Raw genomic sequence first — 24,062 nt, forward strand, 5'->3', positions numbered from 1 at the left:
AGCTTGCGCTCGATCTTCTCATATCGCCTCTCTACATGCGCATGATCGTTCATTCCAAAAACACGGCAATGGCCGAGATCGACAGGCAGGCAATCGCAATCGAGGCTGCAATCAAGGCCTGTTGAGCCGGCGGCCCCGATCAAGCCAGTGCGGTCGAGCGGCCCATGGATCCCGCCGGTCTGGAACGAGCGGCCATCGATTTCCGATCTCTGAGCAAATCATCGCAAGAACGGCATCGTCGCCGCAGGGGCTGCGACGCCCTGTCGGCGCAGTTCGCTAGCCTGTCGGGCGAACGGACGGCACGCGGTGTGGACCAAGGGAAGGATTTGCGATGCCTGGGCACGATGAGCGGAACTCACGCCTTACGACAACGGCCGGCGCCCCGGTTGCCGACAACCAAGACAGTCTGACGGCCGGCGATCGGGGCCCGGTTCTCATGCAGGACTGGCAGTTGATCGAAAAACTGGCCCACCAGAACCGGGAGCGGATTCCCGAGCGGGTGGTCCACGCCAAGGGCTGGGGTGCGCATGGCATTTTCACGGTGACGGGCGACATTTCGCACCTGACCTGCGCCAGGGTGCTGCAGCCGGGGACACAGACCCCCATGATCGCGCGGTTCTCGACGGTCGCCGGCGAGATGGGAGCGGCCGATCATGAGCGCGATGTCCGTGGCTTTGCACTCAAGTTCTATACGGAAGAGGGGAACTGGGATCTGGTGGGCAACAACACGCCGGTGTTTTTCGTGCGTGATCCGCTCAAATTCCCCGACTTCATTCACACCCAGAAGCGCCACCCGCGCACCAATCTGCGCTCGGCGAGGGCAATGTGGGATTTCTGGTCGCTTTCGCCCGAAAGCCTGCATCAGGTAACGATCCTGTTTTCCGACCGCGGCCTGCCGGTCAGCCCGATGCACATGAATGGCTATGGCAGCCATACCTACAGCCTGTGGAACGACACGGGCGATCGGGTCTGGGTCAAATTTCACTTCAAGACCTGTCAGGGCCATCGCCACTACACCAACGCCGAGGCGGAGACGGTCGTGGGGAAAACCCGTGAGGGGTATCAGGAAGCGCTGTTCGGCGCGATCGAGGACGGCAACGCTCCGCGATGGATCGTGCAGGTCCAGATCATGACACAAGCGCAGGCGGACGCACTGCCCTTCAATCCGTTCGACGTGACAAAGGTCTGGCCCCATGCCGATTTTCCGCCGGTCGAGATCGGTATGCTCGAACTCAACCGCAATCCCGACAACTACTTTACCGAGATCGAGCAGCTGGCCTTCAGCCCCTCAAACGTCGTGCGCGGCATCGGCCACTCGCCCGACAGGATGCTCCAGGGCAGGATCTTCGCCTATGCGGACGCCCATCGCTACAGGCTGGGCACGCACTACGAGGCCCTGCCGGTCAACCGGCCCCGATGTCCCGTGCACCATTATCACAAGGACGGGGCGATGCGATTTTTCGAGAACGCGCCCAACTCCGACGCCTATTATGAGCCCAACAGCTTCGGCGGTCCGATCGAGGAGCGCTCGTTCGCCGAGCCGCCGCTCAGGATCGAAGGGCCGGCCACCCGGTACGATCATCGGGCGGAGAACGACGATTTCAGCCAGCCCCGCGCGCTGTTTGTGCTGTTCGACGACGGCGAGAAGGCCAGGCTTTTCGCCAACATCGCCGCGGCGATGAGCGGCGTTCCCGATTTCATCATCGAACGCCAGATCGAGCTTTTCGCGCAGGTTCATCCCGATTTCGGCGCCGGCGTCTGTGCCGCTCTGGATGCGGTGGATCCCCAATTCTGACCACGTCCGGCGGGTCCACCCCGCCCGCCGGACCGTGCGCCGACGAGAGCGCAAAGCCCGCCCCGCGATCTCGTCGGCCCCTAAGGGGACGAACAGGCTCTGGTGGTCAGCTTCTGCGCATCATGATCATCTTTTCCTGGGTCATGTCGCGCATGGTGTAGGGAATGCCGCCGGTGCCGTATCCGGATTCCCTGCGACCGGCGAAAGGCATCCAGTCCGTGCGGAAGGCGGTGGGATCGTTGATCATCACCGCGGAAGCATCGAGACGGTCGGCAGCGCGCAGGGCAACATCGATGTCCTGTGCGAAAACGCTTGCCTGGAAGGCGGTCGGCAATGCGTTGGCCTGACCGATAGCGGCGTTGAGGTCAGTGTAGCGATAGACCGCGACCATCGGGCCGAACACCTCCAGCACCGATACCCTGGCGTCCGCGGCCGGATCGAGCAGGACCGTGGGCTCAAGGGTCGTCTCGGAGAGGCGCTTGCCGCCGGTGGCCAGCGTGGCCCCGCCCTCGAGCGCTTCAGCGATCCACCGTTCGACCCGGTCGGCTTCACGCGGCAGGATGAGCGGGCCGACTTCGGTATCGCCGAGGGCGGGGTCGGCGGTGCGCAGTTTTTCCACGCGGGCGACGAGCCTTTGGGTGAAATCATCGGCAATGTCGGCATGGACGAAGATGCGCTGCGTCGACACGCAGACCTGTCCGGCATGGTAGTAGCCGCCTTTGACGATGGGCTCGATCACCCTGCCGAGATCGGCGCTGCGGTCGACGATGGCGGGTGCGGCGCCGCCATGCTCGAGCGCCGAGCGCGTGCCGGGGGCAAGCTTGGAATGCAGCGACCAGCCGACCCGGGACGAGCCAATGAAGCTGAGGAAGGCGATGCGGCTGTCGGTGGCCAGACTTTCGGCCAGTGCGTTGTCTTGCGTGATGAAGGTCTGGCACCACGGCTCGGGCAGGCCCGCCTCGCGGACGAGCGCCACGAAGTCGATGCAGGAGAGCGGGGTCGTGGCGGCCGGCTTGACGATGACCGGGCAGCCCACCGCGATGGCCGGGGCGACCTGATGAACGATCAGGTTCAGCGGATGGTTGAAGGCGGAAATCGCCGCGACGATGCCGATGGGCTCCCTGGTGGTGAAGGCCCAGCGGTCCTCGGCGGCGGGCGAGAGTCCCATGGGGATCTCGCGGCCGGCGAAATTGCGCAGCTCGTCGGCAGCGTTGTGAACCCCATCGATGGCGCGGTTGGTCTCGATGATGGCATCGGGCAGCGGCTTGCCGCCTTCGCGGGCGATCTGCATGGCAAGATGATCGCGCCTGCCTTCCATCAGCGCGGCCAGCTTGCGCAGGATTGCGATGCGCCGGTGGGGCTTCAGCCAGCCGTCGCGATCGGCAAAGACCCTTCCCGCCGCCTGCAGTTTGCGCTCCAGCGCGGCGGCATCGTCGGTTTCGATTTCGGCGATCGGCGCGCGATCGAATGCCTGCACGACTGTCAGCATTGTTGGTCTCCCTTCGCTCGATTACGCGAGTTGCACATCGGGCCTGCGGTTGCGCAGCTCGTCGACGAGAACGCGGGTGTTCTCGGAATAGTCGATCGGCACATCGACCAGGTGGACGCCCCGCCGGCAAAGGCGGCCTCGAGCGTGGGCACGAGATCCTCGACCGCGCTGACGCGGGAACCCTTTGCACCATAGGCCTGGGCGTAGCGCACGAAATCGGGATTGCCGAAGCTCATGCCGAAATCGGGAAAGCCGTCGACCGCCTGCTTCCAGCGGATCATGCCATAGGCATTGTCGTTGAGGATGACCACCACAAGGTTCAGCCCGAGCCGCACCGCCGTTTCCATCTCCTGGGAGTTCATCATGAAACCGCCATCGCCGCACACTGCCATGACGCGTCGGTCGGGATAGAGCATTGCCGCCATCATCGCCGAGGGCAGGCCGGCGCCCATCGTGGCGAGCGCATTGTCGAGCAGCAGGGTGTTGGCGACATGGGTGCGGTAATTGCGGGCGAACCAGATCTTGTACATGCCGTTGTCGAGGCAGACGATGCCGTCTTCCGGCATCACCTGTCGGACATCGTGGACGATGCGCTGCGGCGTGGGCGGGAAGCGCTCTTCGGTGGTGCGGTCGTTGATGCGGGCGAGGATACGCTGACGCAGGTCGAGCATCCCCTCGTCGGGCGAGAGTTTTCCCTCGAGCCGCTCGGCAAGTCCTTCGATCGTGGCCCCGATATCGCCGATCACCTCGAAATCGGGATGATAGACCTGTTCGACCGTGGCGGACTGGTAACCGACATGGATGACCTTCGGTCCGCCCGCGCTTTTCATGAGGAAGGGCGGCTTTTCGATGGTGTCGTGACCTATCGCGATGATCAGGTCGGCACGATCGACAGCCTCGTGCACATAGTCGCCTTCCGAAAGCGCCGCAGTGCCCATGTAGAGGTTCGAGCCGCCGGTGACCGCGCCCTTGCCCATCTGGGTGTTGAAGAAAGGCAGCCTCGTGCGTCTCACGCAGGCCGAAAGCGCCTCGACCAGCGCGGGCCGGTTGCCCACCGCGCCGATCATCACGAGCGGGCGCCTGGCGGAAAGGATCATTTCGGCTGCGCTCTCGAGTGCGGCGGTGCTGGCCACAGGGCGGTCAACCGTATGGCGCGCCATGACCGAGATGTTTGCGACCTCGGTGCCCGCAACATCCTCGGGCAGTTCGAGATGCACCGGTCCCGGCCGCTCCTCCATGGCGACGCGAAAGGCGTCGCGCACCGTCGAGGGTATGGCGGCGGCACTGACGATCTGGCGCGTCATCTTGGTCAGCGGTTTCATCGAAGCGACGATATCGACGATCTGAAAGCGGGCCTGCTTTGCGCTCATCACCGGCTTCTGACCGGTGATGAGGATCATCGGCATGGCGCCGAGATGGGCGTAGGCGGCGCCGGTCGAGAAATTGAGCGCCCCCGGGCCGAGCGTGGCGAGGCAGACGCCGGGCTTGCCGGTGAGCCGACCATGGGTCGCCGCCATGAAAGCGGCGGCCTGCTCATGGCGGGTCAGAACCAGCTCGATGCCGGAGGTCCGCAACGACTCCAACAGGTCGAGATTTTCTTCGCCGGGCACGCCGAAAATGCGTTCAACGCCTTCGTTTTCGAGCGCTGCCACAAGAAGGTCCGATCCTTTGGGCATTTTTGGGTCCTTTATGTTGGCCGTTTCGGGGGAACGCACGGCAAAAACGGGTAGCCAAAGCGGTTTAGAGCCAAGGGTTTGATTGACTCAAATCCCTGGCTCTAAACCCTTGTCTTGTCGCGTATCCGAACCGCAAATCGTTTCCACTCTTGCTGGACACGCTCTAGCCGACAACGATGTCGGAATATTGAGGGTGGCGGGCATAATAGGCACCCATGAAAGAGCAGCGCAGGACGACTTTGTCGCCGCGCGCCCGGATCGTATCGAATACACCCCGGGCGAGCCGGGAGCCGACCCCCTGGCCCGTGAACCGGTACGGCACATCGGTATGGGTGAGGATCAACCGGCCATCCTCCACGCGATAATAGGCGGCTGCGATTTCACCATCGCTGCCCTCTATCGGCAACTCGAAACGATGTGCGGCGGGATTGTCTATAACGGTGCTCATGTGTTGCCCCGGGCCTGTGGATCGGCAGCGTCCTGAGGGTTATCGGACATTTGCGACGTCTTGTGGGCATCCTGGACGATGGTGGCGACTGGCGCGCCTGTCCGACCATAAACTAGTCAACGCCGCAGGCTCTGCGGTGCAGCATCTGCCTGGTTGGTGCCGTTCTTGCTTCCTTCTTGCGCCTTGGCAGGGACCAGGCTTGAGTTGGTCCGGCAACTTGGAGACGGTGCCAGCAAAGCGAATGCGTGACGCCAAACTGCCTGGAATTTATACAATGGCATTGCTTTCGGCGGCACGCTAGAGCGCGCTCCAGTTACACTGCGTAGCGAAACGGGGAACGCTGGATGGACACTGACGATTTGCGGATATTTGTGGAAGTGGCCGATGCCGGAGGCGTATCGGCTGCCGCGCGTCGGCTTGGCGTGTCCAAGTCGGTGGTCAGCCGTCGCCTTTTCCGGCTCGAGGCGGAGCTTGGCGTCCAGCTTCTTGCCCGAACCACGCGCGGCGCGGCGCTGACCGAAGCGGGGGTTGCGTTTCGCGACCATGCGGCAAGAGTGGGCGCGGAGATCGATGCGGCCAGGGAAACGATCCAGCCTTCCGGTGATCTTACCGGCCGCCTGCGTATCGCAATGCCCCTCACATTCGGTCCGACCCATCTCGCTCCGGTTCTGGCGGATCTGGCGCGCCGCTATCCAAGGCTTCACATTCACTCATCTTACAGCGACCGCTTTGTCGACCTCATCGCCGAGGGTTTCGATTGCGCGATCCGGGTCGGCTATATGCAGGACTCCAATCTGGTTGCCAGGCGTGTGGGCGCGATCCATGGAAAGTTTCTCGCCAGTCCCAGCTACATTGCAGAGCACGGCGCACCTGAGGCGCCGGCAGAGATCGCTTATCACCAAGCGCTGATGCAGGGCACCGAAGCCTGGCAATTTGTGGACGGCGACAAAATCGTCACCATCAATCCGCAGGGACGCTACAAGGCGGACAACGGCATCGCGCTCGCGGCGGCGGCTGCTGCCGGGTTGGGGGTCGCATGGCTGCCCGACTGCGTCACCGACGCCTATGTCGCCTCGGGCGCTCTTGTTCCGATCATGACACGCTACCCGGTGCCTTCGGCAGGGGTTTTCGTCATTCGGCCGCCAGGGCAGCACCCCTCGCGAAAAATAAGGATATTGACCGAGTTGTTGATCGAGCGCCTTGGTGAAGACCCGTGCCTTGTGGCCGTCGCGCGCTGACGATGGATTGGCGCGTGGGGAGCCTGGCGTTGCATTTGCTGCGACACAGCTCAGCGGGTCACGGCGCTAGCGGCAAGGCTGACTGCCAGATACCACGACGTCCAGGCCAGATCGGACCATGGGGACGGAAAGGATGACGATATGAGCTGGAACCCGGCAATCGAACCAGGCTGCCCCGACGATGTCGGAATCGACGCGATCGAGACCCTCATAGTGCCGCGCTCGCGCGACCTTGGCGATTTTCAGGTCCGGCGCGCGCTGCCCGCGCCGAAGCGGCAGATGGTCGGTCCGTTCATTTTCTTCGATCAGGCCGGACCGGCGGAATTGCTGACCGGGCAGGGCGTGGACGTGCGGCCCCATCCCCATATCGGGCTGGGCACGGTGACCTACCTGTTCCAGGGCGACTTCCATCACCGTGACAGCACCGGCGCCGATCAGGTCATCAGTCCCGGCGCGCTGAACTGGATGGTGGCAGGGCGGGGCGTGACGCATTCCGAGCGCACCTCGGCAACCGCGCGAAGCGGCCCGAACAGCCTGTTCGGGATCCAGACCTGGCTGGCCTTGCCGGACAGCCATGAGGATGTAGCGCCCAGCTTCGAGCATCACGGCAAGGCGGCGCTGCCCATGATCGAGGATCGCGGCATTTCGGTTCGGCTTATTCTCGGAAATGCTTATGGCAAGAGCGCGCCGGCCAAGATGCTCTCGGAGACCTTCTATGCCGATGTGAAACTCGATCCGGGAAGCCGGCTGCCCATGCCGGACGATCACGAGGATCGGGGCATCTACATCGTCGAGGGCTCGATCTCGGTGGCCGGACAGGATTTCGCCGCCTCGCAGATGATGGTGTTCCGGCCGGGGGACCGCATCACGGTCGCCGCAGGCGATCAGGGGGCGCGGCTCATGATCCTGGGCGGCGCGACGTTCAACGGGCCGCGCTACATCTGGTGGAACTTTGTTGCCTCCTCCCAGGAGCGCATCGAGCGCGCCAAGGCAGAATGGCGCGCCGCGAACTGGGGCCAGGGACGTTTCGATTTGCCCGTCAACGACCGCGATGAACACATCCCGCTTCCCGAGTGATGGCAAAAAGGCGAAAGGAACAGCAATGAGCAACTGGCCCCAACTCGACTATCTGAGCTGGCGTGAAACGTGTTCGGCTCTCCACCTCTATTTACAGATCGCCGGAAAGTACCGGCTGGCCCATACGCCGTGGCTCAACCATTCCTGGAACGCGACCTTTTATGTTACCCCGAGCGGTCTGGCCTCTTCGCCCATTCCCGACGGGCCGGGCATCGAAATTCTGTTCGACCTTCGCGAGCACAGGGTCGTGGGCACCTGCGGCAATGGCCGCAAGGCATCGTTCGATCTGGGGGCATCGACGGTCGCGACATTTCATGGTCGCTTCGTGCAACTGATTTCGGACCTTGGGGGGACCCCGACCTTCAACGGCAGCCCCAACGAGGTGCCGTTTCCGGTTCCCTTCGCCGAGGACGACCGCGATCGGCCCTATGACCGGCAAGCCGTGCAAAGCTTCCACCAGAGCCTGATCGCCGTCGATAGGGTCTTTAACCGGTTTCGCACCGCGTTTCTGGGCAAGTCCAGTCCGGTTCATCTGTTTTGGGGCGCTCTCGATCTGGCCGTCACGCGCTTTTCGGGGCGACGCGCGCCGCTGCATCCTGCCGGGATCCCGGCATTGCCCGATGACGTGGCCCAGGAGGCCTACGATCGCGAGGTGTCGTCGGCCGGGTTCTGGCCGGGCGGTGGCGGGATCGATTATCCGGCCTTCTATGCCTACGCCTATCCAGCGCCCGGCGGTTATCGCGCGGCGGCCGTGCAGCCCGACGCCGCGTTCTGGCACGAGGGCATGTCCGAATTCGTGCTGCCCTACGCGGCCGTGCAGGCGGCGGCCGATCCCGATGAGACCCTGATGGCGTTCCTTGTCTCGACCTACGAGGCGGCGGCCGATCTGGGCGGATGGGACCGCGATCTTCTCGAATGCGCGCATGGTCAGCCGCGAAAGGTGCGCACGCCGGATGCCGCGCTGGCAACACATGCGCCGCCGGCCGGCGATGAGGAGAAGGTCGAGCGGCTGGATGGTTCGTCCAAGGGGCGATACCGTCTGATCATCGATGGCATCGAGGCAGAGATGACCTACAGCCGGGCCGGCCAGGGACTGATCATCATCGACCACACGGAAGTCCCTGCGGCCCTGCGCGGCCGCAAGGTTGGCGAGCGGCTGGTGCGCCAGGCGATCGAGGATGCGCGTCGCGACGGCGTCGCCATCATGCCGCTGTGCCCGTTCGCCAAAGCGCAGATCGGCCGGCATCCGGAGTGGCAGGACGTGCTGCACCGGTGACATTATGAAAATCGAGCGACAGGAGCGATGAAATGAGCGTTGTGAACTATCGGGTTGTCGAACATGACGGCGGCTGGGCCTATCGGGTGGATGGGACCTTTTCGGAAACATTTCCGACCCATGACGCGGCCTTCGGTGCGGCGCGGCGGGCGGCCTGCAAGCAGTTGCAGCCGGGCGAGACCACAGGCATTGCCTGGGAGGACGAGAGCGGCCACTGGCACGCCGAACTCTCACGCGCCAGCGACAGGCCCCAGGCAAGAGTCCTCGACTGAGGCAGTGCTGCGGTGATGTCCATACCGGCCGGGCAAACCGGGGCGTGCTAGAGCGTGTCCAGAAAAAGTGGAAACGGTTTTTCGGTTCGGACCCGCGACAAAACAAGGGGTTTAGAGCCAAGGATTTGAGTCAATCAAATCCTGAATGGCTCTAGTCGAAAAAGGCCTGGTCGTCCGGCTCCAGATAAGGTCTTGCCCGTTCCGGGATCAGGTCCACGCCCATGCCGGGGCGCTCGGACACGGCGATTTTGCCATTGACCACTATGGGATTGGGCAGACCCTCAACGATGTCGTACCACCAGGAGGGGTCGCCGGTGGTGTATTCGAATGCGATGAAATTGTCGGGCAGGGTGGCGCACACCTGAACGAGGGCGCCCAGGCCGAGCAGGCCATTGGCGGTGCCGTGGGGCGCCATCATGATGCCGTGGATATCGGCAAATTCGGCGATCCATTTGAGTTCTGCAATACCGCCCACATCCGCCGGGTCGGGGCCGACGACGTGCACGGCATTGCGCTCGATCAGCTCCTTGAAATTGTGCCGCAGATAAATCTGCTCGCCGGTGTGAATGGGCGTGGTCGAGCCACGCGTGAGTTCCCTATAGCTGCCGGCATCCACCCACGGCGTGTAATCGCCCGACAGAAGATCTTCGATCCACATCAGCGAATAGGGTTCGAGGCGGCGGGCGAGCTTTATGGCGTCCGAGAGCATCCAGCCCGGACCGCAATCGAGCGCCAGGCCAACCTTGTCTCCTGCCACCTCCTTCATCGCGGCTACGCAATCGACAAACAGATTGAGACCCTTTTCGGTGATCGGGCCGCGGTCAAGGGCACCATGCAAGGGGCTGGCGGTGGGATCCCCATAGTAGAAATCGGGCACGGCGCGTTTCATGTCCGAGTGAAACCCGATCGGCTGCTTTATGATGGTGAACCCTTCAGGGGACTGCATCATCGCCTTGAGATCGGCCGCATAATCTTGCGGCCGATGGCCGGCCAGCGGAAAGCGAACGGCGCCGTTATAGACCCTGACGCTGTCACGAACCTTGCCCCCCAACAGGCGATGCACCGGAACATTTGCGGCCTTGCCGGCGATATCCCACAGGGCCATCTCTATGACGCTCACGGCGCTGCCCCAGGGTTTGAAACCGCCACGCTGGCGAATTTTGCGCATCACGCGCTCAACCAGCCTTGGGTCCTCGCCGAGCAGGGCATCGCGCAGGGCCAGAATGTGGGGTTTGAGATAGGTTTTCCAGGTCTCGGCCTGAGCATAGCCCGAAATGCCCTGGTCAGTGACGATCCTCACCACCGGGCTCTTGCCGATGATGGCGCATCGCAGGTCAACGATCTTCATGGTTTTCTCCCCCAAGCCCTATTCGGGCATGTCCTTTGTCATTGCCTGGGCCGTTTCGAGCGCAGCCAGCCGGATCTCCTCCATGCGGCGGGGCTCGGTCCCGGCCAGAAAGGGGACGCTCAGCGCGGCAACCATCCGCCCGGACCGCGTTCTGACCGGCACGGCGTAAGCGTGGATGGACGGCGCGTTCTCTCCCTTGTCCTGGGCCCAGCCCAGCCGCCGGATGCGGGCGAGTTCACTGCGCAATCTCTTGGGGTCGGTGATGGTCCGGCCGGTATAGGCCGCCAGCGGCTTGATGAGCCAATAATCGAGAACATCACGCTCGAGAGAGGCGAGCAGCAGCTTGCTGGCCGCACCGGCATGAATGGGCATGCGTTGCCCCGGCGCGACGGTCAGCGCATATTCGCGCCGCCCCTGTGCCGCTGCGAGGACGAGGATGCCATCGTCATCGATCACGCTGAGCTTGACGCCCTCGCCGAGGTCGCTGGCCAGCCGATCAAGATGAGGCTGGCAGATGGCCACAAGATCGAGCTCGCTTGCCCTCGAGGCAACATGGGAGGCAAAGGTGAGCAGGCGGCGGCCGAGATGGTAGATCCCCGCATCGTCGCGCCGCACCATTTCGTGGTGCTGGAGGGTGTTGACGATGCGATAGACGGTGGTGCGTGGCAGGCCGAGCTCACTCGTCAGGTCACGAATGGTCAGTCCCGCGGGACGCTGCTCGATGGCGGTCAGGACCTCCATCATCCGATCGATCACGGGAATGGTGTGCTTGCTGGCGCTGTCTTCGGCGATTTCGGCCATGCGTCGGGAAACTCCAGTTGACAATCGGTGTTGTCCATCTAGCATAGCGATATGAACTGATAAAGTTCAAATGTGAATTTATCGCCCTGTTTCTGCCCGGAGGAGGCGCAGGGTCTGCAAGGCGGTTCGGGCCGGGATCGAATCCCGACCGGGCGTCACAGTGCCAGGGAGGCCAATCGTTCATGCTGACAGTCAGCCGCATTACCCACATCGCCATCAAGGTGACCGATATCGAGGCCACGCTGGGCTTTTATGTCGGGCAGTTGGGGTTTGAAGAAATGTTCCGTCTCGATCGAGACGGAAAGCTGTGGATCGTCTATCTGCGGATAAGCGACACCCAATACCTCGAGATCTTTCCGGGGGGAGAGGGTGTGGGCGTGCCCGGACCGGAAAGAACGGGATACAATCACATGTGTCTCGAAGTGCCCGATATCGAGGCCTCTGCCAGGGAGCTGGAAGCTGCCGGTGTCGAGCTTGCCAAGCCGGTCGTCGATGGCGCCGATGGAAACCGTCAGGCCTGGATCGCGGATCCGGACGGCCACAGGATCGAACTTATGGAAATGTCGCCCAACAGTTTCCAGGCTGACGCCATTGCGCGCATCAGGGGGGAGTAGCCGGCCATGGCGCGGATCACATATTTGACAGCCATCGATTTTGGCGTGGGCGCGGTCGGCGAACTGGCGGCGGCTGCAAAGGAGCTTTCGGTCAAGCGGCCCCTTGTGGTGTCGGATCGCGGGCTTGCCGGCACCGGGCTGCTCGACACGGTCATGGCGCAATTGCCCGATGCTGTCGCTTTCCTCGACACGCCCTCAAATCCCACTGAACACGCCGTCGCGGCGGCGCGTGCACTGTATGAGCAGGAAGGGTGCGACGGGGTCGTTGCGCTCGGGGGCGGCTCGCCCATCGATCTGGCCAAGGGCGTGGCGCTTACGGCAACCCATGCCGGGGCGCTCGAAACCTACGCGGCCATCTATGGCGGGGTTGAACGGATCACGTCGGCGGTTGCGCCGGTGATCGCCATTCCCACGACGGCCGGAACGGGCGCGGAAGTGGGGCGCGCTGCGCTCCTGACGCTCGAGGATGGCCGCAAGCTCGGCTTTATCAGCCCTTACCTTATCCCGCGTCGTGCCATTTGCGATCCCGAACTCACGCTGGGCCTGCCGCCCGGCCTGACCGCCGCCACCGGGCTCGATGCGCTCTCGCATTGTATCGAAACCCTGTTTTCGCCACGCTTCAATCCAACCGCCGAGGCGATTGCTCTCGATGGTGCGGGCCGGATATGGCGCAATCTCGAAATCGCTTACAAGAGCGGAAACGATATCGAGGCGCGCAGCGAGCTCATGATCGGCGCGCTTCATGGCGGGCTGTCGTTTCAGAAAGGGCTTGGCGCCGTGCACGCGCTCAGCCATGCGCTGGGTGGTTTGTCCGAACCCAAACTCCATCATGGCACGCTCAATGCGTTGCTCATGCCCGTTGTGGTGCGGTTCAACGCACAGGCGGTGGGCGACAAGATGGATCGGCTCAAAATGGCCATGGGGCTCGGGCCGCACGAGGATCTTGCCGATGCGCTCGAGGCCCTCAATGGACGCCTCGATATGCCGCCGGGCCTTGCCGCGCTTGGTGTGCGGCGCGAGCAGTTCGACTGGCTCATCGAGCGCGCGCTTGCCGACCACAGCCACGCCACCAACCCTCGCGAGCCGAGCGCGCGTGACTATCGAGACATGCTCGAAGCGGTGTTCGAGCCGCACGCCAGGGAGGCCGGGCAATGAAAATCACGGGGCTGAAGACGTTTGTCGCCAATGTGCAGCGAACCAATTTCGTTTTCGTCAAACTCTATACCGATGAAGGTTTTGAAGGGGTTGGCGAGGCGACGCTGGAATGGAAAACGCTCACGGTCGTCGCTGCGCTTGAAGAGCTCGAGCGCGTGGTGGTGGGGCGCGATCCGTTTGCCAGCGATGCGCTGATCGAGGAGTTGCATCGCGACAGCTACTGGCGCACGGGAGCCGTTTTCCGAACGGCGCTGGGGGCGATCGATGCCGCCCTTCTCGATATCAAGGGCAAGGCGCTCAACGTGCCGGCCTATGAGCTTTTGGGCGGGCGTTATCGTGACCGCGTCAAATGCTACGCAAATCACTGGTATTTCGGCGCAACGACCCCCGATCAGTACGCCGACCTGGCGCGCAAGGCGGTCGCGATGGGGTATGGCGCCCTGAAATGGGACCCCTTCGATGCCGCCGATCTGGAGATGACGCGGGCCGAGCGCGCCAAAACGATCGATATCGTTGCGGCCGTGCGCGAGGCCGTCGGACCGAACGTCGATCTCATGCTCGACGTTCACGGACGTCTCAACGTTCCCACGGCCATCGCCATGTGTCGGGCGCTGGAGCCCTATGATCTCACCTGGATCGAAGAGCCTACACCGCCCGAAAACATCGATGCTCTGGCGCAGGTGCGCCGCGCCAGTCCGGTGCCCATTGCGGCCGGGGAGCGCTGGTACGAGCCGTCGCGGTTTGTCGAGGCCCTGCAGAAAGAGGCTGTCGATATCCTGCAGCCGGACGTGTCCCATGCCGGGGGGTTGGCCGAAACCAAACGTATCGCCCACATGGCCCATGCCAGCCTGATTCCGGTGGCGCCGCACAATCCGGTCGGTCCGGTGATGAACGCCATGACGCTTCACACAGCGATCGCCATTCCCAATTTCATGGTGTTCGAGACGGTGTCGGTGGACGTGCCCTGGCGCAAGACACTGGTCCGCGAAACGCTGCAATTTGAGGACGGTGCTCTGCTGGCGCCGACGGCGCCAGGGCTCGGTGTCGAGCTGATCGAAGAGGCCTGCGCGCAGTTTCCCTACGTCGCCACCAACGTTCCGCTGTTCAACGGGACGATCAATACAGCCGGCATCGCCGGCGGGGCGGCCACATTCGATAAAAGCGAAGACTGACAGCCCATCCCCGTGCGTCTGCGCAGTTGACAAGCGGGGATTTTTTGCACCATAGTTATCAGTAGAACTGGTTAAGTTCAAATATGAACTAAAATTGGTTTGCCACTTGGGAGAGTGGTTGCGCCGTGGAGGCGGCGGGAGCGGCCATTGCCCGCTCCGGCAGATATCGCCGAACGGTGATCTGGACGGCTCGGATATCGAGCCCAACTGGCGAATGTTTCGCCCAGGGAGGAGAACATGACGATTTTCAGAAAGACCGCCGTCTTGGCGGCAAGTGCATCGACCCTGGCCATGATGGCCGGAACCGCGATGGCCGGGACGGTCACCTGGTGGTCCCCGAATTTCCATGCGCCAAGGGCCACCGAGCTCGTCGCGCAGTTCGAAGCCGAACATCCCGACATCGATATCGTGATCGAGGAGACGACTTCCGACGGTCTACCCCAGCGTGTCATCACGGCCCTGCAGTCGGGTTCGGCGCCCGACATCATCGATGTCCAGCACGGCTGGATTGCCGGATATGCCCAGAACGGCCTGGTCATGCCGCTTGACGATATCATCAACGATCCGGACGATTTCATTCCCGCAGCGCTCGATTACGTGCGCTGGGAGGGCGAGACCTATGGCCTTCCCTTCCGGGCCGAAGGTCTGGCGGTGATTTACAACCGCGGTCATTTCGAGGCGGCCGGGCTCGACCCCGACAGCCCGCCCCAGACATGGTCCGAGCTGGTCGAGGCCGCGACCGCGCTGACCGGTGATGGCCAGTATGGCTTTGCGATCACCGGTGGTGGCGAGGTCGGCAACACGATCTTCCGGTCGCTGCCCTTCATCTGGATGAATGGCGGGTCGATCATCTCCGAAGACGGCTCAGAGGCGACCGTCAACCAGCCCGAGGCCGTCGAGGCCGTCAAATTCTATACCGACATGCTCGTCGAGCATGGGGTGTCTCCGTCCTCGACGCTCGAAAATGACGGCACGGCCAACCGTCGGCTGTTCATTGCCGAGGCCGTTTCGATGTATCAGGCCGGCCAGTTCGATATTGCATCGATCGAACAGGAAAATCCTGATATCGACCTGGGCGTGATGGAAATGCCGCATCCGGAAGGTGCCAATACCTCCGCGATCCTTGGCGGCTGGAGCTTCATCGTTCCGACCGACGCCAACAATCCCGAGGAAGCCAAGATCTTCATCGAGTGGATGGCGCAGCCGGAAAACATGGGTGTTTACACCGACACCTTCCCGGCCCGTGAGTCGGCAATGGATATGGAGCGCTTCCAGGACCCGCAGCTGGCCCCCTATCGCGAAGTGCTGCCCTTTACGCAGCCGGTGCCCACGCACCCGGCATGGGTACAGATCACGCAGGCCTATTTCGATGGCATCCAGCGGATTCTGATCGGACAGCAGGACGCTCAGGCCGCGATGGATGATGCGGCTCTCGATATCCAGGATCTCCTGGACCAGTACTGAGCCTTTCAAGGGATGCCGGCCTGGCTGGCCGGCATCCCGTTCCAATCAAATCTGGAGCATGTCGTCATGGGACGGATATCCCCGGGCCTTCTTTTTGCACTGCCGGCACTGATCGTGCTGACCATGCTGGTTGCCTACCCCGTCATGTATACGGGTCTGCTCAGCGTCACCGATCAGCAGGGCAATTTCGTTGGCATCGATAATTTCCAGCGGGTCCTGGGGGCGCGCACCACGCCGATCGCCTTCACCAACACCTTGTGGTGGGTCGGGGGCTCGGTCGTCCTTCAGGTCGTGCTCGGCACCGCAACGGCCATCCTTCTCAACGAGAAATTTCCCGGACGCGGTATCTTGCGCTCGATCGCCGTCATTCCATGGGTGGTGCCCGGCATCGTGGCGGCGCTGACCTGGGCATGGATGTTTCATACCGAGTTCGGCATCATCAACTACATGCTGACGGCGCCCGGCATCATCGATGAGCCGGTGGGCTGGCTCACCAATCCCGATACGGTGATGCCCGCAATGATCGCGATCAACGTCTGGAAGCTGTTTCCGTTCGTTTCCATCATGGTGCTCGCGGGCCTGCAATCGATCCCCAAGGATCTCTACGAAGCCGCGCGGGTCGACGGGTCCAACTTTCTCGACGAAACCTGGCATGTGACCCTGCCGCAGGTGCGTCCGGTCATCGTCGCCGTCACGCTGCTGCTGGTGATTTGGGCGCTCAACCACATCACGACGATCTACGCAATCACCCGAGGCGGCCCGGCCAATCTGACCCTGATCACGCCCATCCAGATTTTCCGTCTCGCCTTTGAATCGGTCCAGTTCAACCAGGCTGCCGCCTTGTCGGTCCTGTTCTTTGCAGCGGTGATGATCATCGTGGCCATCTACATCAGAGTGTCATCGGCCCGAGAGGAGAAGGCGCTGTGAAACGGTCCAAAGCAAGTCTTGCCCTGATCTATGTCTGTGCCGCGCTCGTGGCCGCGGTGTGCCTGTTCCCGTTCCTGTGGATGTGGATGTCGTCGATCAAGGAGTTGCGCGAACTTTACACCATTCCCCCGGTGTGGTTCCCCGCGATGCCCACCCTGGAGAACTACCGCACGGTTCTGTTTGAATCCAATGTGCCGCGCTATTTCCTCAACAGCCTGATCATCTCGTTCGGCGCGACGGGGCTGGCGTTGTTCATCGCCATATTCGCCGCCTACGGGTTTGCGCGGTTCAAGTTCAGGGGCAAGACGTTTTACCAGTCCTTCGTTCTGATCGGTCAGCTTCTGCCCACGGCCGCCATCATCGTGCCGCTGTTTGTCACCCTGCGCACGCTGGGGCTGGTCAACACCTATCTGGGACTGATCCTGGTCTACATGATCATCACGCTGCCCTTGGCCGTGTGGATGCTCACGAGCTATTTCCGCTCGATCCCGGTCGAGCTCGAGGAGGCGGCCATCATCGACGGTTCCTCGCGCATCGGGGTCCTGTTCAGGATCACCCTGCCGCTCTCGATCCCCGGGATCATCGCGGTGCTGGTCTATTCGTTCGTCACCACCTGGAACGAGTTCATCTTCGCGCTGACCTTCGCCACCGATTCCTCGGTCAAGACCCTGCCGATCGGGCTGGCCGAATTCACCACCGAGTTCAATACCGACTGGGGCGCGGTCATGGCGGCGTCCATGATCATGACGGTGCCCATCGCCGTGCTGTTTTTGTCCATGCAGCGCATGTTCGTCGGCGGCATGACGGCCGGAGCCACCAAGGGCTGAACCGGCCAATTTCGAGACGTTTTGAGGAGTTCGCAACAATGATCGCAACAACCGCCCATGGCATCCCCAAACTCGGGCTCGGCACGTTCGGGCGCACGGGCGAGGACGGCGTTTCAGCCCTTCTCGATGCGCTTGAGATCGGGTATCGCCACATCGATACGGCGCAAAGCTACGATACCGAATCCAGCGTCGGCGAAGCGGTTCGCCGATCCGGGCTGGCGCGCTCGGAGGTCTTTATCACCACCAAGGTCGCCGATACCAACCTGGCCAGGGCCGATTTCCTGCCCTCGGTCGAAAAGAGCCTCGAGACCCTTGGCGTGGACGGGGTCGATCTGTTGCTGATCCATTGGCCATCGGACAAGGATGCGGTGCCTTTCGAGAATTACATGCTTGCCCTGGCGCACACACAGGAGAAGGGTTGGGCGAAACGCATAGGCGTTTCCAACTTTCCGATCGCCCTGCTCGAGAAGGCCGAGACGCTGCTGGGTGCCGGTGCCTTGAGCACCAACCAGGTGGAACTGCACCCTTTCCTTCAATCGCCCAAGCTCACGGCCTACGCCAAAGAAAAGGGCCTGCCGCTCACGGCCTATATGCCGCTGGCCAAGGGCAAGGTCAGCAAGGACGCCGTTCTGGAAAGAATTGGCGAAAAGCATGGCGTTACAGCCGCCGCGATCTCTCTGGCCTTCCTGATGGCCGAGGGTCATGTCGTCATCCCCGCCTCGTCCAGTCCGGACCGTTTGCGGGAAAACATGACGGCGATCGGGGTCACGCTCGACGCCGACGATATGGCGGCGATCCGCGCGCTCGATCAGGGTGGCCGCATGATCGATCCCGACAAGGCGCCAAAATGGGACGATTGAACGCCATTTCACACCAAGCCAACGCGACAGACGGGAACTGACAATGGGTACGGTATCGATAAAGGAAGCGCGAAAGGCGTACGGTGCGGTAGAGGTTCTGCACGGGGTCTCGCTCGACATAGCCGACGGGGAATTTGTCATACTGGTCGGCCCTTCGGGCTGCGGGAAATCCACGCTGCTGCGGATGATCGCCGGGCTCGAGGAGATTTCGGGCGGCACGGTTTCCATCGCGGATCGGGTCGTCAACGATCTGCCGCCCAAACAGCGCGACATCGCCATGGTCTTCCAGAGCTATGCGCTCTATCCGCACAAGACGGTCGCCCAGAATATGGGGTTTTCGCTCCATCTGGCGCGCACCCCCAAGGATGAGGTCGCACGGCGGGTTGATGATGCAGCGCGTATCCTGGGGCTCGAAAAGCTGCTCGATCGCTACCCGCGCCAACTCTCGGGCGGGCAGCGTCAGCGCGTGGCCATGGGCCGGGCCATCGTTCGCGACCCCGAAGTGTTTTTGTTCGATGAGCCGCTTTCGAACCTGGATGCGAAATTGCGCGTTGCCATGCGCACCGAGATCAAGGCGCTTCATCAGCGGCTGGGGACCACCACGATCTACGTCACCCACGATCAGATCGAAGCGATGACCATGGCCGACAGGATCGTGGTTATGCATGACGGCATTGTCGAGCAGATCGGCACCCCGCTCGAACTCTACGACGAACCGGCCAATCTGTTTGTCGCCGAGTTCATCGGTTCGCCGGCCATGAACATCGTCGAAGGCCGCATCACCGATGGCCAATTCGTCGCGCGCGATGGGACGACCGTTCCTCTGGGCCAGACGCGCGGCGCGGTCGAGGGCCAGGCGGTCAAGCTGGGCATCCGGCCGGAAGATCTGATTCTTGACGATGCCGGTCTGGCCGGCACGATCATTACGATCGAACCGACCGGCTCGGAAACCCACGTCACACTCACCGTTGCGGGGACCGATATCAGCGGGGTGTTCCGCGAGCGCATTTCGAACCGTCCGGGCAGCGCGTTGCCAGTGCGGTTCAATTCCGACAGGTTGCATCTTTTCGATGCCGAAACCGGCGTCAGGCTCAGCGCGTGAGGCAAAAATGACTGCGATCTATCCCGATCTTGACGGCAAGACCGTCCTCGTGACCGGCGGTGCCAGTGGCATCGGCGCCGCCATTGTGCGCGCCTTTGCCGCCCAGGGCGCCCATGTCGGTTTTTTCGATATCGACCGGGCCGAAGGCGAAGCGCTCGAGAGCCAGCTAAGCGGGTCGGGTCAGACGGCGCGATTTTTCGCCGTGGACATCACAGACATTGCCGCCCTGCGCAAAGGCATCGCCGATCTGCGGAGCGCGTTGGGCCCGATAGCGATCCTGATTAACAACGCCGCACGCGACGACCGCCACCCGGCGCTCGATGTCACGCCCGAGGACTTCGACGCCTTAATGGCAGTCAATTTCCGCCACCAGTTCTTTGCCTCCCAGGCGGTGATCGAAGACATGCGCGGACTGGGCGGGGGATCGATCATCTGCATGAGCTCGATTTCCTGGTTGGCCGGTTTTGGTGGCATGCCGCTCTATACGGCCGCAAAGGCAGGCATACTGGGCCTTGTCAAATCCCTGGCCCGCGATTTCGGCCCCGATGATATCCGGGTCAACGCCATTTCTCCGGGATGGATCATGACCGAACGGCAGATCGAGAAATGGCTCACGCCCGAGGCCGATGCCATGCGCGAGGACCGTCAGGCTCTCAAGCGCCGGCTCATGCCCGACGACATCGCGCGGCTGGCGCTGTTCTTATGCTCAGAGGACGCCTCGGCAATCACCGGTCAGAACCATATCGCTGACGGCGGCTGGATCTGACGGCGCCGACAGACACACATTTAGAGGAAAGGCACGCCGTGCAAGCTCCATCGGAAATCAAGGACATAACACGTCCCGCCAAACACATCTGCGACGCACTGGCAACAATCGGATCGGCGACGGCCAGCAGCGAACTCTCTTTCATGGGCATTCGAAACCCGCATATGCGCGGACCCAATGCGCTGCGCCAGGGCTATTCGGTTGCCGGACCCGCCCTTACCCTTCAATGCATGCCCAAGCGCGAAGACATCTATGGCGCGGGGGAATACGAGAACCCCGAACTGCAGCTGCATCGCCACGTGCTCTATCCCGCGCAGGCGGGGGACATGGTCGTTGTCGATGCGCGCGCCGATATGGCGAGCGGAATCTTTGGCGAAATGATGCTGACATTCCTGGCCGGTCGCGGCGGCTCGGGCATCGTCGTCGATGGCTGCATCCGCGATTCGGCCAAGGCAAAGGAACTCGATCTGGGCATCTGGGTGCGGGGCGTGACGCCCAATTATCACGCCCAGACCGAAATCATTCCCTTTGCCGTCAACGTGCCGGTGGCGTGCGGCAATGTTCTGGTCATGCCCGGAGACATCATTGTCGCCGATGACGACGGCGTCGTCTCGGTGCCCGTCGCCATGGCCGAGGAACTGATCGAGCGCTGCAGCCATCACGTTGAGTGGGAGGAGTTTTCGCGCCTTCGCCTCTCGCAGGGCGGCGACCTGCGTAAATATTACCCCTTGAGCGAAGCGGCCGAAGACGAATATCGCGCCTGGAAAGCCGCGCAGGGCGCCAAGGGCTGATCCTCCAGTCATCGGAGACGATTTATGTATCGCAACATGAACGGTTCGACGCACGTGCTGGCCGCTGCCGAAATTGCCGTGCCCGCCATCCCCGAGGACGAGCGCGTCTGGGTGCCGCAGGCCGAGGGCGTGTGGTTTCGCCCGCTCATGCTCAACACGCTGGCGGGGCAGTGGTGCAATCTTTTGCGGGTGCGGCGCTCTGGCGTGCTCTCGCGTCACCTGCACCCCAATCCTGTGCATGGCTATGTCATCAAGGGACGCTGGCACTATCTCGAGCACGACTGGGTCGCCGAGACCGGTTCGTACGTCTTTGAACCGCCCGGCGAAATCCATACGCTCGTGGTGCCGGAAGACTGCCCGGAAATGATCACGTTCTTCAACATCACCGGCTCGATGATCTATCTCGATTCCGACGACAGGCACACGGGATATGAAGACGTGTTCTCCAAGATCGACATGTGTCGCGAACACTATGAATCGGTGGGACTGGGCGCTGACTACCTCGACCGGTTCATACGTTGAGCCCGACGATGGCAACCGATCCGGTCAGCTTTTCATGGGCGCAGGAGTGGTATGGCGGCCGTCGCGTCCTGGTGGTGGGCGGCAGCTCGGGGATTGGCGCGGCGATCGCGCGCGGGTTTGTCGCGGCCGGGGCCGATGTCACCGTCACCGGCGTCAGCGACCGGGAAGTCGAAGCCCTGTCGTCCGATCCTCAACTGTCCAGCGCGGCCGCCATGACGCTCGATGTGCGTGATGGCGCAGCTGTCGAAGCCGAGATCGGGGCTATGGGCGCGCTCGATTGCCTCGTCAATTGCGCCGGGATCATCCGGCGCGGCGAAGAGCTCGACCCGGCGGTTTTCGCCGAAATTGTCGAGGTCAACCTTAACGGTTCCATGCGCTGCTGCGCGGCGGCGCGGCCCGCTTTGGCCAGATCGCCGACCGGGGCCATTCTCAACATGGCTTCAATGCTTTCGTTTTTCGGAGGCGGGCTTGTGCCCGGATATGCGGCCAGCAAGGGCGGCATCGCGCAACTGACCAAGTCGCTGGCCATTGCCTATGCGTCCGACGATATCCGCGTCAACGCCGTGGCGCCCGGCTGGATCGCAACGCCTCTTACCCAGGGTCTGCGCGACGACCCCGAACGCTCCCGCACCATTCTCGAGCGCACGCCGATGGGGCGATGGGGTCAGCCTCACGATGTGGCCAGCGCGGCCCTGTTTCTATGCTCGCCGGCTGCCGCCTTCATCACCGGCGCTATCGTCACCGTCGATGGCGGCTATTCCGCCATGTAGCCCGAAAATCAAGGACATCCCAATGCGCCCCACCGATCCCACGCTCGAAGAGCTGATCTCCCAACACCAGAGCCTCGTTCTCGAGCACTTCGATTATGCGATCGCCTGGGCTATCGGCGCGCATATCCGCGATGTTGCAACACGCCAGAGCATGCCGATTGCCATTGAAGTCTCCCATGGCAATGCTCCGGTCTTTCTGGCGCTCATGCCCGGATCCACGCCCGACAATATCGATTGGGTGCGGCGCAAGCGGGCTGTGGCGGTGCGCTTTCACAAGAGCTCGCTCTATATGCGCATCGAGGCCCAGCAAAAGAACTGGGATTTTTCCAAGCGCTGGCGCATTCCCGAGGCCGACTATGTCGCCAGCGGGGGCAGCATTCCCATCACCGTGCGCTCCGCAGGCGTTGTCGGGGCGGCCACTGTCAGTGGTCTGACCGATGTTGCCGATCACGCCCTGGTGGCCGATGCGCTCAGGGCCGTGCAAGCGGGCGGTAAGTCCTGAAGGTCAATCGTACCGGCCACCCCGGTCAATCATTCAACCCCATTTAGAGGAGCCACCAATGGGCAGGGACGAAAAAGTCCGCTGGGGCATCTTGTCCACAGCAGGCATTGGCATCAATCACGTCATTCCCGGATTGCTCAAATCGCCTCATGCCGAGGTCGTTGCCATTTCATCGCGCGATGGGGGGCGGGCACGGGCCGTTGCCGATCGGTTTGCCATCCCAAGAGCATACGGCAGTTATGAGGCGTTGCTGGAAGACCCTGAAATCGATGTCGTCTACAATCCTCTGCCCAACCATTTGCATGTCGATTTTACACTGGCGGCGGCCAGCAAGGGCAAGCATGTGCTTTGTGAAAAGCCTATCGGGATCACCGCCGAGGATGCCCGGCGGCTGCGGTCGGTGCCGGACGGCATCCTGATCGGGGAAGCCTTCATGGTGCGCCATCACCCCCAGTGGAAGCGGGCCAGAGAGGTTGTGCGGTCCGGCGAGTTGGGGGAGATCAAGGCGATCCGGGCCCTGTTCGCCTATCACAATGTCGAACCGGACAATGTGCGCAACCAGGCCGAGATCGGTGGCGGAGGGCTGCTCGACATCGGCTGTTATGCGGTGACGGCGGGGCGGTATTTCTTTGAGGCTGCACCTGAGCGCGCCCTGGCACTGATCGATCGCGATCCCGGTTTCGGCACCGATCGGCTCGCCAGCGTGCTGCTCGATTTCGGCAGGGGGCGGCAATTGAACTTTACCAGCGCCACCCAGCTGGTACCGGCCCAGTCGCTCGAGATTCTGGGGCCATCGGGCCGCCTCGAGCTCGAAATTCCGTTCAATCCGCCGGCCGATCATCACACCGCGATTGTGATCGACAAGGGGGAAAGCCTGGGAGGCGAATTGGCGCGGCGGGAGATTTTGCCGGCCTGCGATCAGTATACCGAGCAGGCCAATGCCTTTGCCCGGGCGATTGCCACAAAAGAGCCGCTTGAGCACGATGTGGCCGATGCGATCGTCAATATGGCGGTGCTCGATGCCATTTTTGCCAGCGAACGCACCAATAGCTGGGCGTCAGTGCAAAGCTAGCGGCACCTGGCATTCAGGAACGGGCCCGCGCAACCGGATTGGTTGGCGGGCCTTTTGTCTAGAGCCGGTCAGGATTTGATTGACTCAAATCCTTGGCT

At 62.5% G+C, this 24,062-nt stretch carries 23 protein-coding genes and 1 pseudogene; 19 read left to right on the forward strand and 5 right to left on the reverse strand.

What is annotated here, in order from left to right:
• Nucleotides 1–331 precede the first annotated feature (331 nt).
• A complete protein-coding gene (locus AACZ55_RS08515; protein WP_339645201.1) occupies nucleotides 332–1,795 on the forward strand; it encodes a catalase in 1,464 nt (487 codons plus the stop codon).
• A 106-nt stretch (nucleotides 1,796–1,901) separates the two neighbouring features.
• Here the strand turns inward: AACZ55_RS08515 and AACZ55_RS08520 are convergent, their stop codons facing one another.
• From AACZ55_RS08520 to AACZ55_RS08530, 3 genes and pseudogenes are all read right to left on the reverse strand, one after another.
• Nucleotides 1,902–3,284, reverse strand: coding sequence for an aldehyde dehydrogenase family protein (locus tag AACZ55_RS08520; protein WP_339645204.1), 1,383 nt, complete (start codon nucleotides 3,282–3,284; stop codon nucleotides 1,902–1,904).
• A 21-nt stretch (nucleotides 3,285–3,305) separates the two neighbouring features.
• Nucleotides 3,306–4,960: pseudogene (locus AACZ55_RS08525) on the reverse strand (acetolactate synthase large subunit).
• Nucleotides 4,961–5,123: 163 nt separating this feature from the next.
• Complete coding sequence (locus tag AACZ55_RS08530; RefSeq protein ID WP_339645207.1) at nucleotides 5,124–5,408, reverse strand: GNAT family N-acetyltransferase; 285 nt, start codon at nucleotides 5,406–5,408, stop codon at nucleotides 5,124–5,126.
• A 344-nt stretch (nucleotides 5,409–5,752) separates the two neighbouring features.
• Here AACZ55_RS08530 and AACZ55_RS08535 point away from each other — a divergent pair, with 344 nt between their 5' ends.
• The 4 genes from AACZ55_RS08535 to AACZ55_RS08550 all read left to right on the forward strand — a co-directional run bounded on the left by AACZ55_RS08535 (nucleotide 5,753) and on the right by AACZ55_RS08550 (nucleotide 9,271).
• Nucleotides 5,753–6,646, forward strand: coding sequence for a LysR family transcriptional regulator (locus AACZ55_RS08535; protein ID WP_339645210.1), 894 nt, complete (start codon nucleotides 5,753–5,755; stop codon nucleotides 6,644–6,646).
• Nucleotides 6,647–6,787: 141 nt separating this feature from the next.
• Complete coding sequence (locus tag AACZ55_RS08540; protein WP_339645212.1) at nucleotides 6,788–7,723, forward strand: pirin family protein; 936 nt, start codon at nucleotides 6,788–6,790, stop codon at nucleotides 7,721–7,723.
• 25 nt (nucleotides 7,724–7,748) lie between these two features.
• The gene (locus tag AACZ55_RS08545) at nucleotides 7,749–8,999 is read left to right on the forward strand and encodes a DUF5996 family protein (protein ID WP_339645214.1); all 1,251 of its coding nucleotides are present in this window, start codon (nucleotides 7,749–7,751) and stop codon (nucleotides 8,997–8,999) included.
• A 32-nt stretch (nucleotides 9,000–9,031) separates the two neighbouring features.
• The gene (locus AACZ55_RS08550) at nucleotides 9,032–9,271 is read left to right on the forward strand and encodes a DUF2188 domain-containing protein (RefSeq protein WP_338609147.1); all 240 of its coding nucleotides are present in this window, start codon (nucleotides 9,032–9,034) and stop codon (nucleotides 9,269–9,271) included.
• A 151-nt stretch (nucleotides 9,272–9,422) separates the two neighbouring features.
• Here AACZ55_RS08550 and AACZ55_RS08555 read toward each other — a convergent pair whose 3' ends face one another.
• Nucleotides 9,423–10,619, reverse strand: coding sequence for a mandelate racemase/muconate lactonizing enzyme family protein (locus AACZ55_RS08555; protein ID WP_339645217.1), 1,197 nt, complete (start codon nucleotides 10,617–10,619; stop codon nucleotides 9,423–9,425).
• Between the two features lie 18 nt (nucleotides 10,620–10,637).
• On the reverse strand, nucleotides 10,638–11,420 hold the full coding sequence (locus AACZ55_RS08560) for an IclR family transcriptional regulator (RefSeq protein WP_338609149.1): 783 nt from the start codon (nucleotides 11,418–11,420) through the stop codon (nucleotides 10,638–10,640).
• 182 nt (nucleotides 11,421–11,602) lie between these two features.
• Here AACZ55_RS08560 and AACZ55_RS08565 point away from each other — a divergent pair, with 182 nt between their 5' ends.
• The 14 genes from AACZ55_RS08565 to AACZ55_RS08630 all read left to right on the forward strand — a co-directional run bounded on the left by AACZ55_RS08565 (nucleotide 11,603) and on the right by AACZ55_RS08630 (nucleotide 23,964).
• Nucleotides 11,603–12,034, forward strand: a complete 432-nt coding sequence (locus AACZ55_RS08565; protein ID WP_339645220.1) for a VOC family protein — start codon at nucleotides 11,603–11,605, stop codon at nucleotides 12,032–12,034.
• A gap of 6 nt (nucleotides 12,035–12,040) precedes the next feature.
• A complete protein-coding gene (locus AACZ55_RS08570; RefSeq protein ID WP_339645223.1) occupies nucleotides 12,041–13,189 on the forward strand; it encodes an iron-containing alcohol dehydrogenase in 1,149 nt (382 codons plus the stop codon).
• A complete protein-coding gene (locus tag AACZ55_RS08575) occupies nucleotides 13,186–14,361 on the forward strand; it encodes a mandelate racemase/muconate lactonizing enzyme family protein (RefSeq protein WP_339645225.1) in 1,176 nt (391 codons plus the stop codon). Before AACZ55_RS08570 ends, AACZ55_RS08575 begins: the two co-directional genes overlap by 4 nt.
• Nucleotides 14,362–14,598: 237 nt before the next feature.
• The gene (locus AACZ55_RS08580) at nucleotides 14,599–15,825 is read left to right on the forward strand and encodes an ABC transporter substrate-binding protein (RefSeq protein ID WP_338609155.1); all 1,227 of its coding nucleotides are present in this window, start codon (nucleotides 14,599–14,601) and stop codon (nucleotides 15,823–15,825) included.
• A 66-nt stretch (nucleotides 15,826–15,891) separates the two neighbouring features.
• A complete protein-coding gene (locus AACZ55_RS08585; RefSeq protein WP_339645228.1) occupies nucleotides 15,892–16,752 on the forward strand; it encodes a sugar ABC transporter permease in 861 nt (286 codons plus the stop codon).
• The gene (locus AACZ55_RS08590) at nucleotides 16,749–17,579 is read left to right on the forward strand and encodes a carbohydrate ABC transporter permease (protein WP_338609158.1); all 831 of its coding nucleotides are present in this window, start codon (nucleotides 16,749–16,751) and stop codon (nucleotides 17,577–17,579) included. Before AACZ55_RS08585 ends, AACZ55_RS08590 begins: the two co-directional genes overlap by 4 nt.
• Before the next feature lie 38 nt (nucleotides 17,580–17,617).
• Nucleotides 17,618–18,439 carry an aldo/keto reductase gene (locus AACZ55_RS08595; RefSeq protein ID WP_339645232.1) on the forward strand — a complete coding sequence of 274 codons (822 nt, stop codon included), beginning with the start codon at nucleotides 17,618–17,620 and terminating at the stop codon, nucleotides 18,437–18,439.
• Between the two features lie 43 nt (nucleotides 18,440–18,482).
• Nucleotides 18,483–19,541, forward strand: coding sequence for a sn-glycerol-3-phosphate ABC transporter ATP-binding protein UgpC (gene ugpC, locus AACZ55_RS08600; protein ID WP_338609162.1), 1,059 nt, complete (start codon nucleotides 18,483–18,485; stop codon nucleotides 19,539–19,541).
• A gap of 7 nt (nucleotides 19,542–19,548) precedes the next feature.
• The gene (locus tag AACZ55_RS08605) at nucleotides 19,549–20,307 is read left to right on the forward strand and encodes an SDR family NAD(P)-dependent oxidoreductase (RefSeq protein WP_339645235.1); all 759 of its coding nucleotides are present in this window, start codon (nucleotides 19,549–19,551) and stop codon (nucleotides 20,305–20,307) included.
• A 38-nt stretch (nucleotides 20,308–20,345) separates the two neighbouring features.
• Nucleotides 20,346–21,098, forward strand: a complete 753-nt coding sequence (locus AACZ55_RS08610; protein WP_338609166.1) for a ribonuclease activity regulator RraA — start codon at nucleotides 20,346–20,348, stop codon at nucleotides 21,096–21,098.
• 24 nt (nucleotides 21,099–21,122) lie between these two features.
• Nucleotides 21,123–21,620 (forward strand): 2,4'-dihydroxyacetophenone dioxygenase family protein, encoded by a 498-nt coding sequence (locus AACZ55_RS08615; protein WP_339645239.1) that lies wholly within the window; start codon nucleotides 21,123–21,125, stop codon nucleotides 21,618–21,620.
• 8 nt (nucleotides 21,621–21,628) lie between these two features.
• Nucleotides 21,629–22,390: an SDR family oxidoreductase gene (locus AACZ55_RS08620; protein ID WP_339645242.1), complete on the forward strand. Its 762-nt coding sequence runs from the start codon at nucleotides 21,629–21,631 to the stop codon at nucleotides 22,388–22,390.
• 22 nt (nucleotides 22,391–22,412) lie between these two features.
• Nucleotides 22,413–22,892, forward strand: coding sequence for a heme-degrading domain-containing protein (locus AACZ55_RS08625; protein WP_339645245.1), 480 nt, complete (start codon nucleotides 22,413–22,415; stop codon nucleotides 22,890–22,892).
• Between the two features lie 58 nt (nucleotides 22,893–22,950).
• Entirely contained in the window at nucleotides 22,951–23,964 is a 1,014-nt protein-coding gene (locus AACZ55_RS08630) for a Gfo/Idh/MocA family oxidoreductase (RefSeq protein WP_339645248.1), read from the forward strand.
• Nucleotides 23,965–24,062 lie beyond the last annotated feature (98 nt).

Source organism: uncultured Pelagibacterium sp. (genome assembly GCF_963972885.1).
GTDB lineage: Bacteria > Pseudomonadota > Alphaproteobacteria > Rhizobiales > Devosiaceae > Pelagibacterium > Pelagibacterium nitratireducens.

Bases quoted from the DNA above. Each gene is read 5' to 3' on its own strand.
- AACZ55_RS08520 (WP_339645204.1), bottom strand. From the start codon at position 3,284: ATGCTGACAGTCGTGCAGGCATTCGATCGCGCGCCGATCGCCGAAATC.
- AACZ55_RS08545 (WP_339645214.1), top strand. From the start codon at position 7,749: ATGAGCAACTGGCCCCAACTCGACTATCTGAGCTGGCGTGAAACGTGT.
- AACZ55_RS08580 (WP_338609155.1), top strand. From the start codon at position 14,599: ATGACGATTTTCAGAAAGACCGCCGTCTTGGCGGCAAGTGCATCGACC.
- AACZ55_RS08620 (WP_339645242.1), top strand. From the start codon at position 21,629: ATGGCAACCGATCCGGTCAGCTTTTCATGGGCGCAGGAGTGGTATGGC.
- AACZ55_RS08625 (WP_339645245.1), top strand. From the start codon at position 22,413: ATGCGCCCCACCGATCCCACGCTCGAAGAGCTGATCTCCCAACACCAG.
- AACZ55_RS08535 (WP_339645210.1), top strand. From the start codon at position 5,753: ATGGACACTGACGATTTGCGGATATTTGTGGAAGTGGCCGATGCCGGA.
- AACZ55_RS08565 (WP_339645220.1), top strand. From the start codon at position 11,603: ATGCTGACAGTCAGCCGCATTACCCACATCGCCATCAAGGTGACCGAT.
- AACZ55_RS08570 (WP_339645223.1), top strand. From the start codon at position 12,041: ATGGCGCGGATCACATATTTGACAGCCATCGATTTTGGCGTGGGCGCG.
- AACZ55_RS08515 (WP_339645201.1), top strand. From the start codon at position 332: ATGCCTGGGCACGATGAGCGGAACTCACGCCTTACGACAACGGCCGGC.
- AACZ55_RS08555 (WP_339645217.1), bottom strand. From the start codon at position 10,619: ATGAAGATCGTTGACCTGCGATGCGCCATCATCGGCAAGAGCCCGGTG.
- AACZ55_RS08630 (WP_339645248.1), top strand. From the start codon at position 22,951: ATGGGCAGGGACGAAAAAGTCCGCTGGGGCATCTTGTCCACAGCAGGC.
- AACZ55_RS08615 (WP_339645239.1), top strand. From the start codon at position 21,123: ATGTATCGCAACATGAACGGTTCGACGCACGTGCTGGCCGCTGCCGAA.
- AACZ55_RS08575 (WP_339645225.1), top strand. From the start codon at position 13,186: ATGAAAATCACGGGGCTGAAGACGTTTGTCGCCAATGTGCAGCGAACC.
- AACZ55_RS08605 (WP_339645235.1), top strand. From the start codon at position 19,549: ATGACTGCGATCTATCCCGATCTTGACGGCAAGACCGTCCTCGTGACC.
- AACZ55_RS08560 (WP_338609149.1), bottom strand. From the start codon at position 11,420: ATGGCCGAAATCGCCGAAGACAGCGCCAGCAAGCACACCATTCCCGTG.
- AACZ55_RS08595 (WP_339645232.1), top strand. From the start codon at position 17,618: ATGATCGCAACAACCGCCCATGGCATCCCCAAACTCGGGCTCGGCACG.
- ugpC (WP_338609162.1), top strand. From the start codon at position 18,483: ATGGGTACGGTATCGATAAAGGAAGCGCGAAAGGCGTACGGTGCGGTA.
- AACZ55_RS08540 (WP_339645212.1), top strand. From the start codon at position 6,788: ATGAGCTGGAACCCGGCAATCGAACCAGGCTGCCCCGACGATGTCGGA.
- AACZ55_RS08530 (WP_339645207.1), bottom strand. From the start codon at position 5,408: ATGAGCACCGTTATAGACAATCCCGCCGCACATCGTTTCGAGTTGCCG.
- AACZ55_RS08550 (WP_338609147.1), top strand. From the start codon at position 9,032: ATGAGCGTTGTGAACTATCGGGTTGTCGAACATGACGGCGGCTGGGCC.
- AACZ55_RS08585 (WP_339645228.1), top strand. From the start codon at position 15,892: ATGGGACGGATATCCCCGGGCCTTCTTTTTGCACTGCCGGCACTGATC.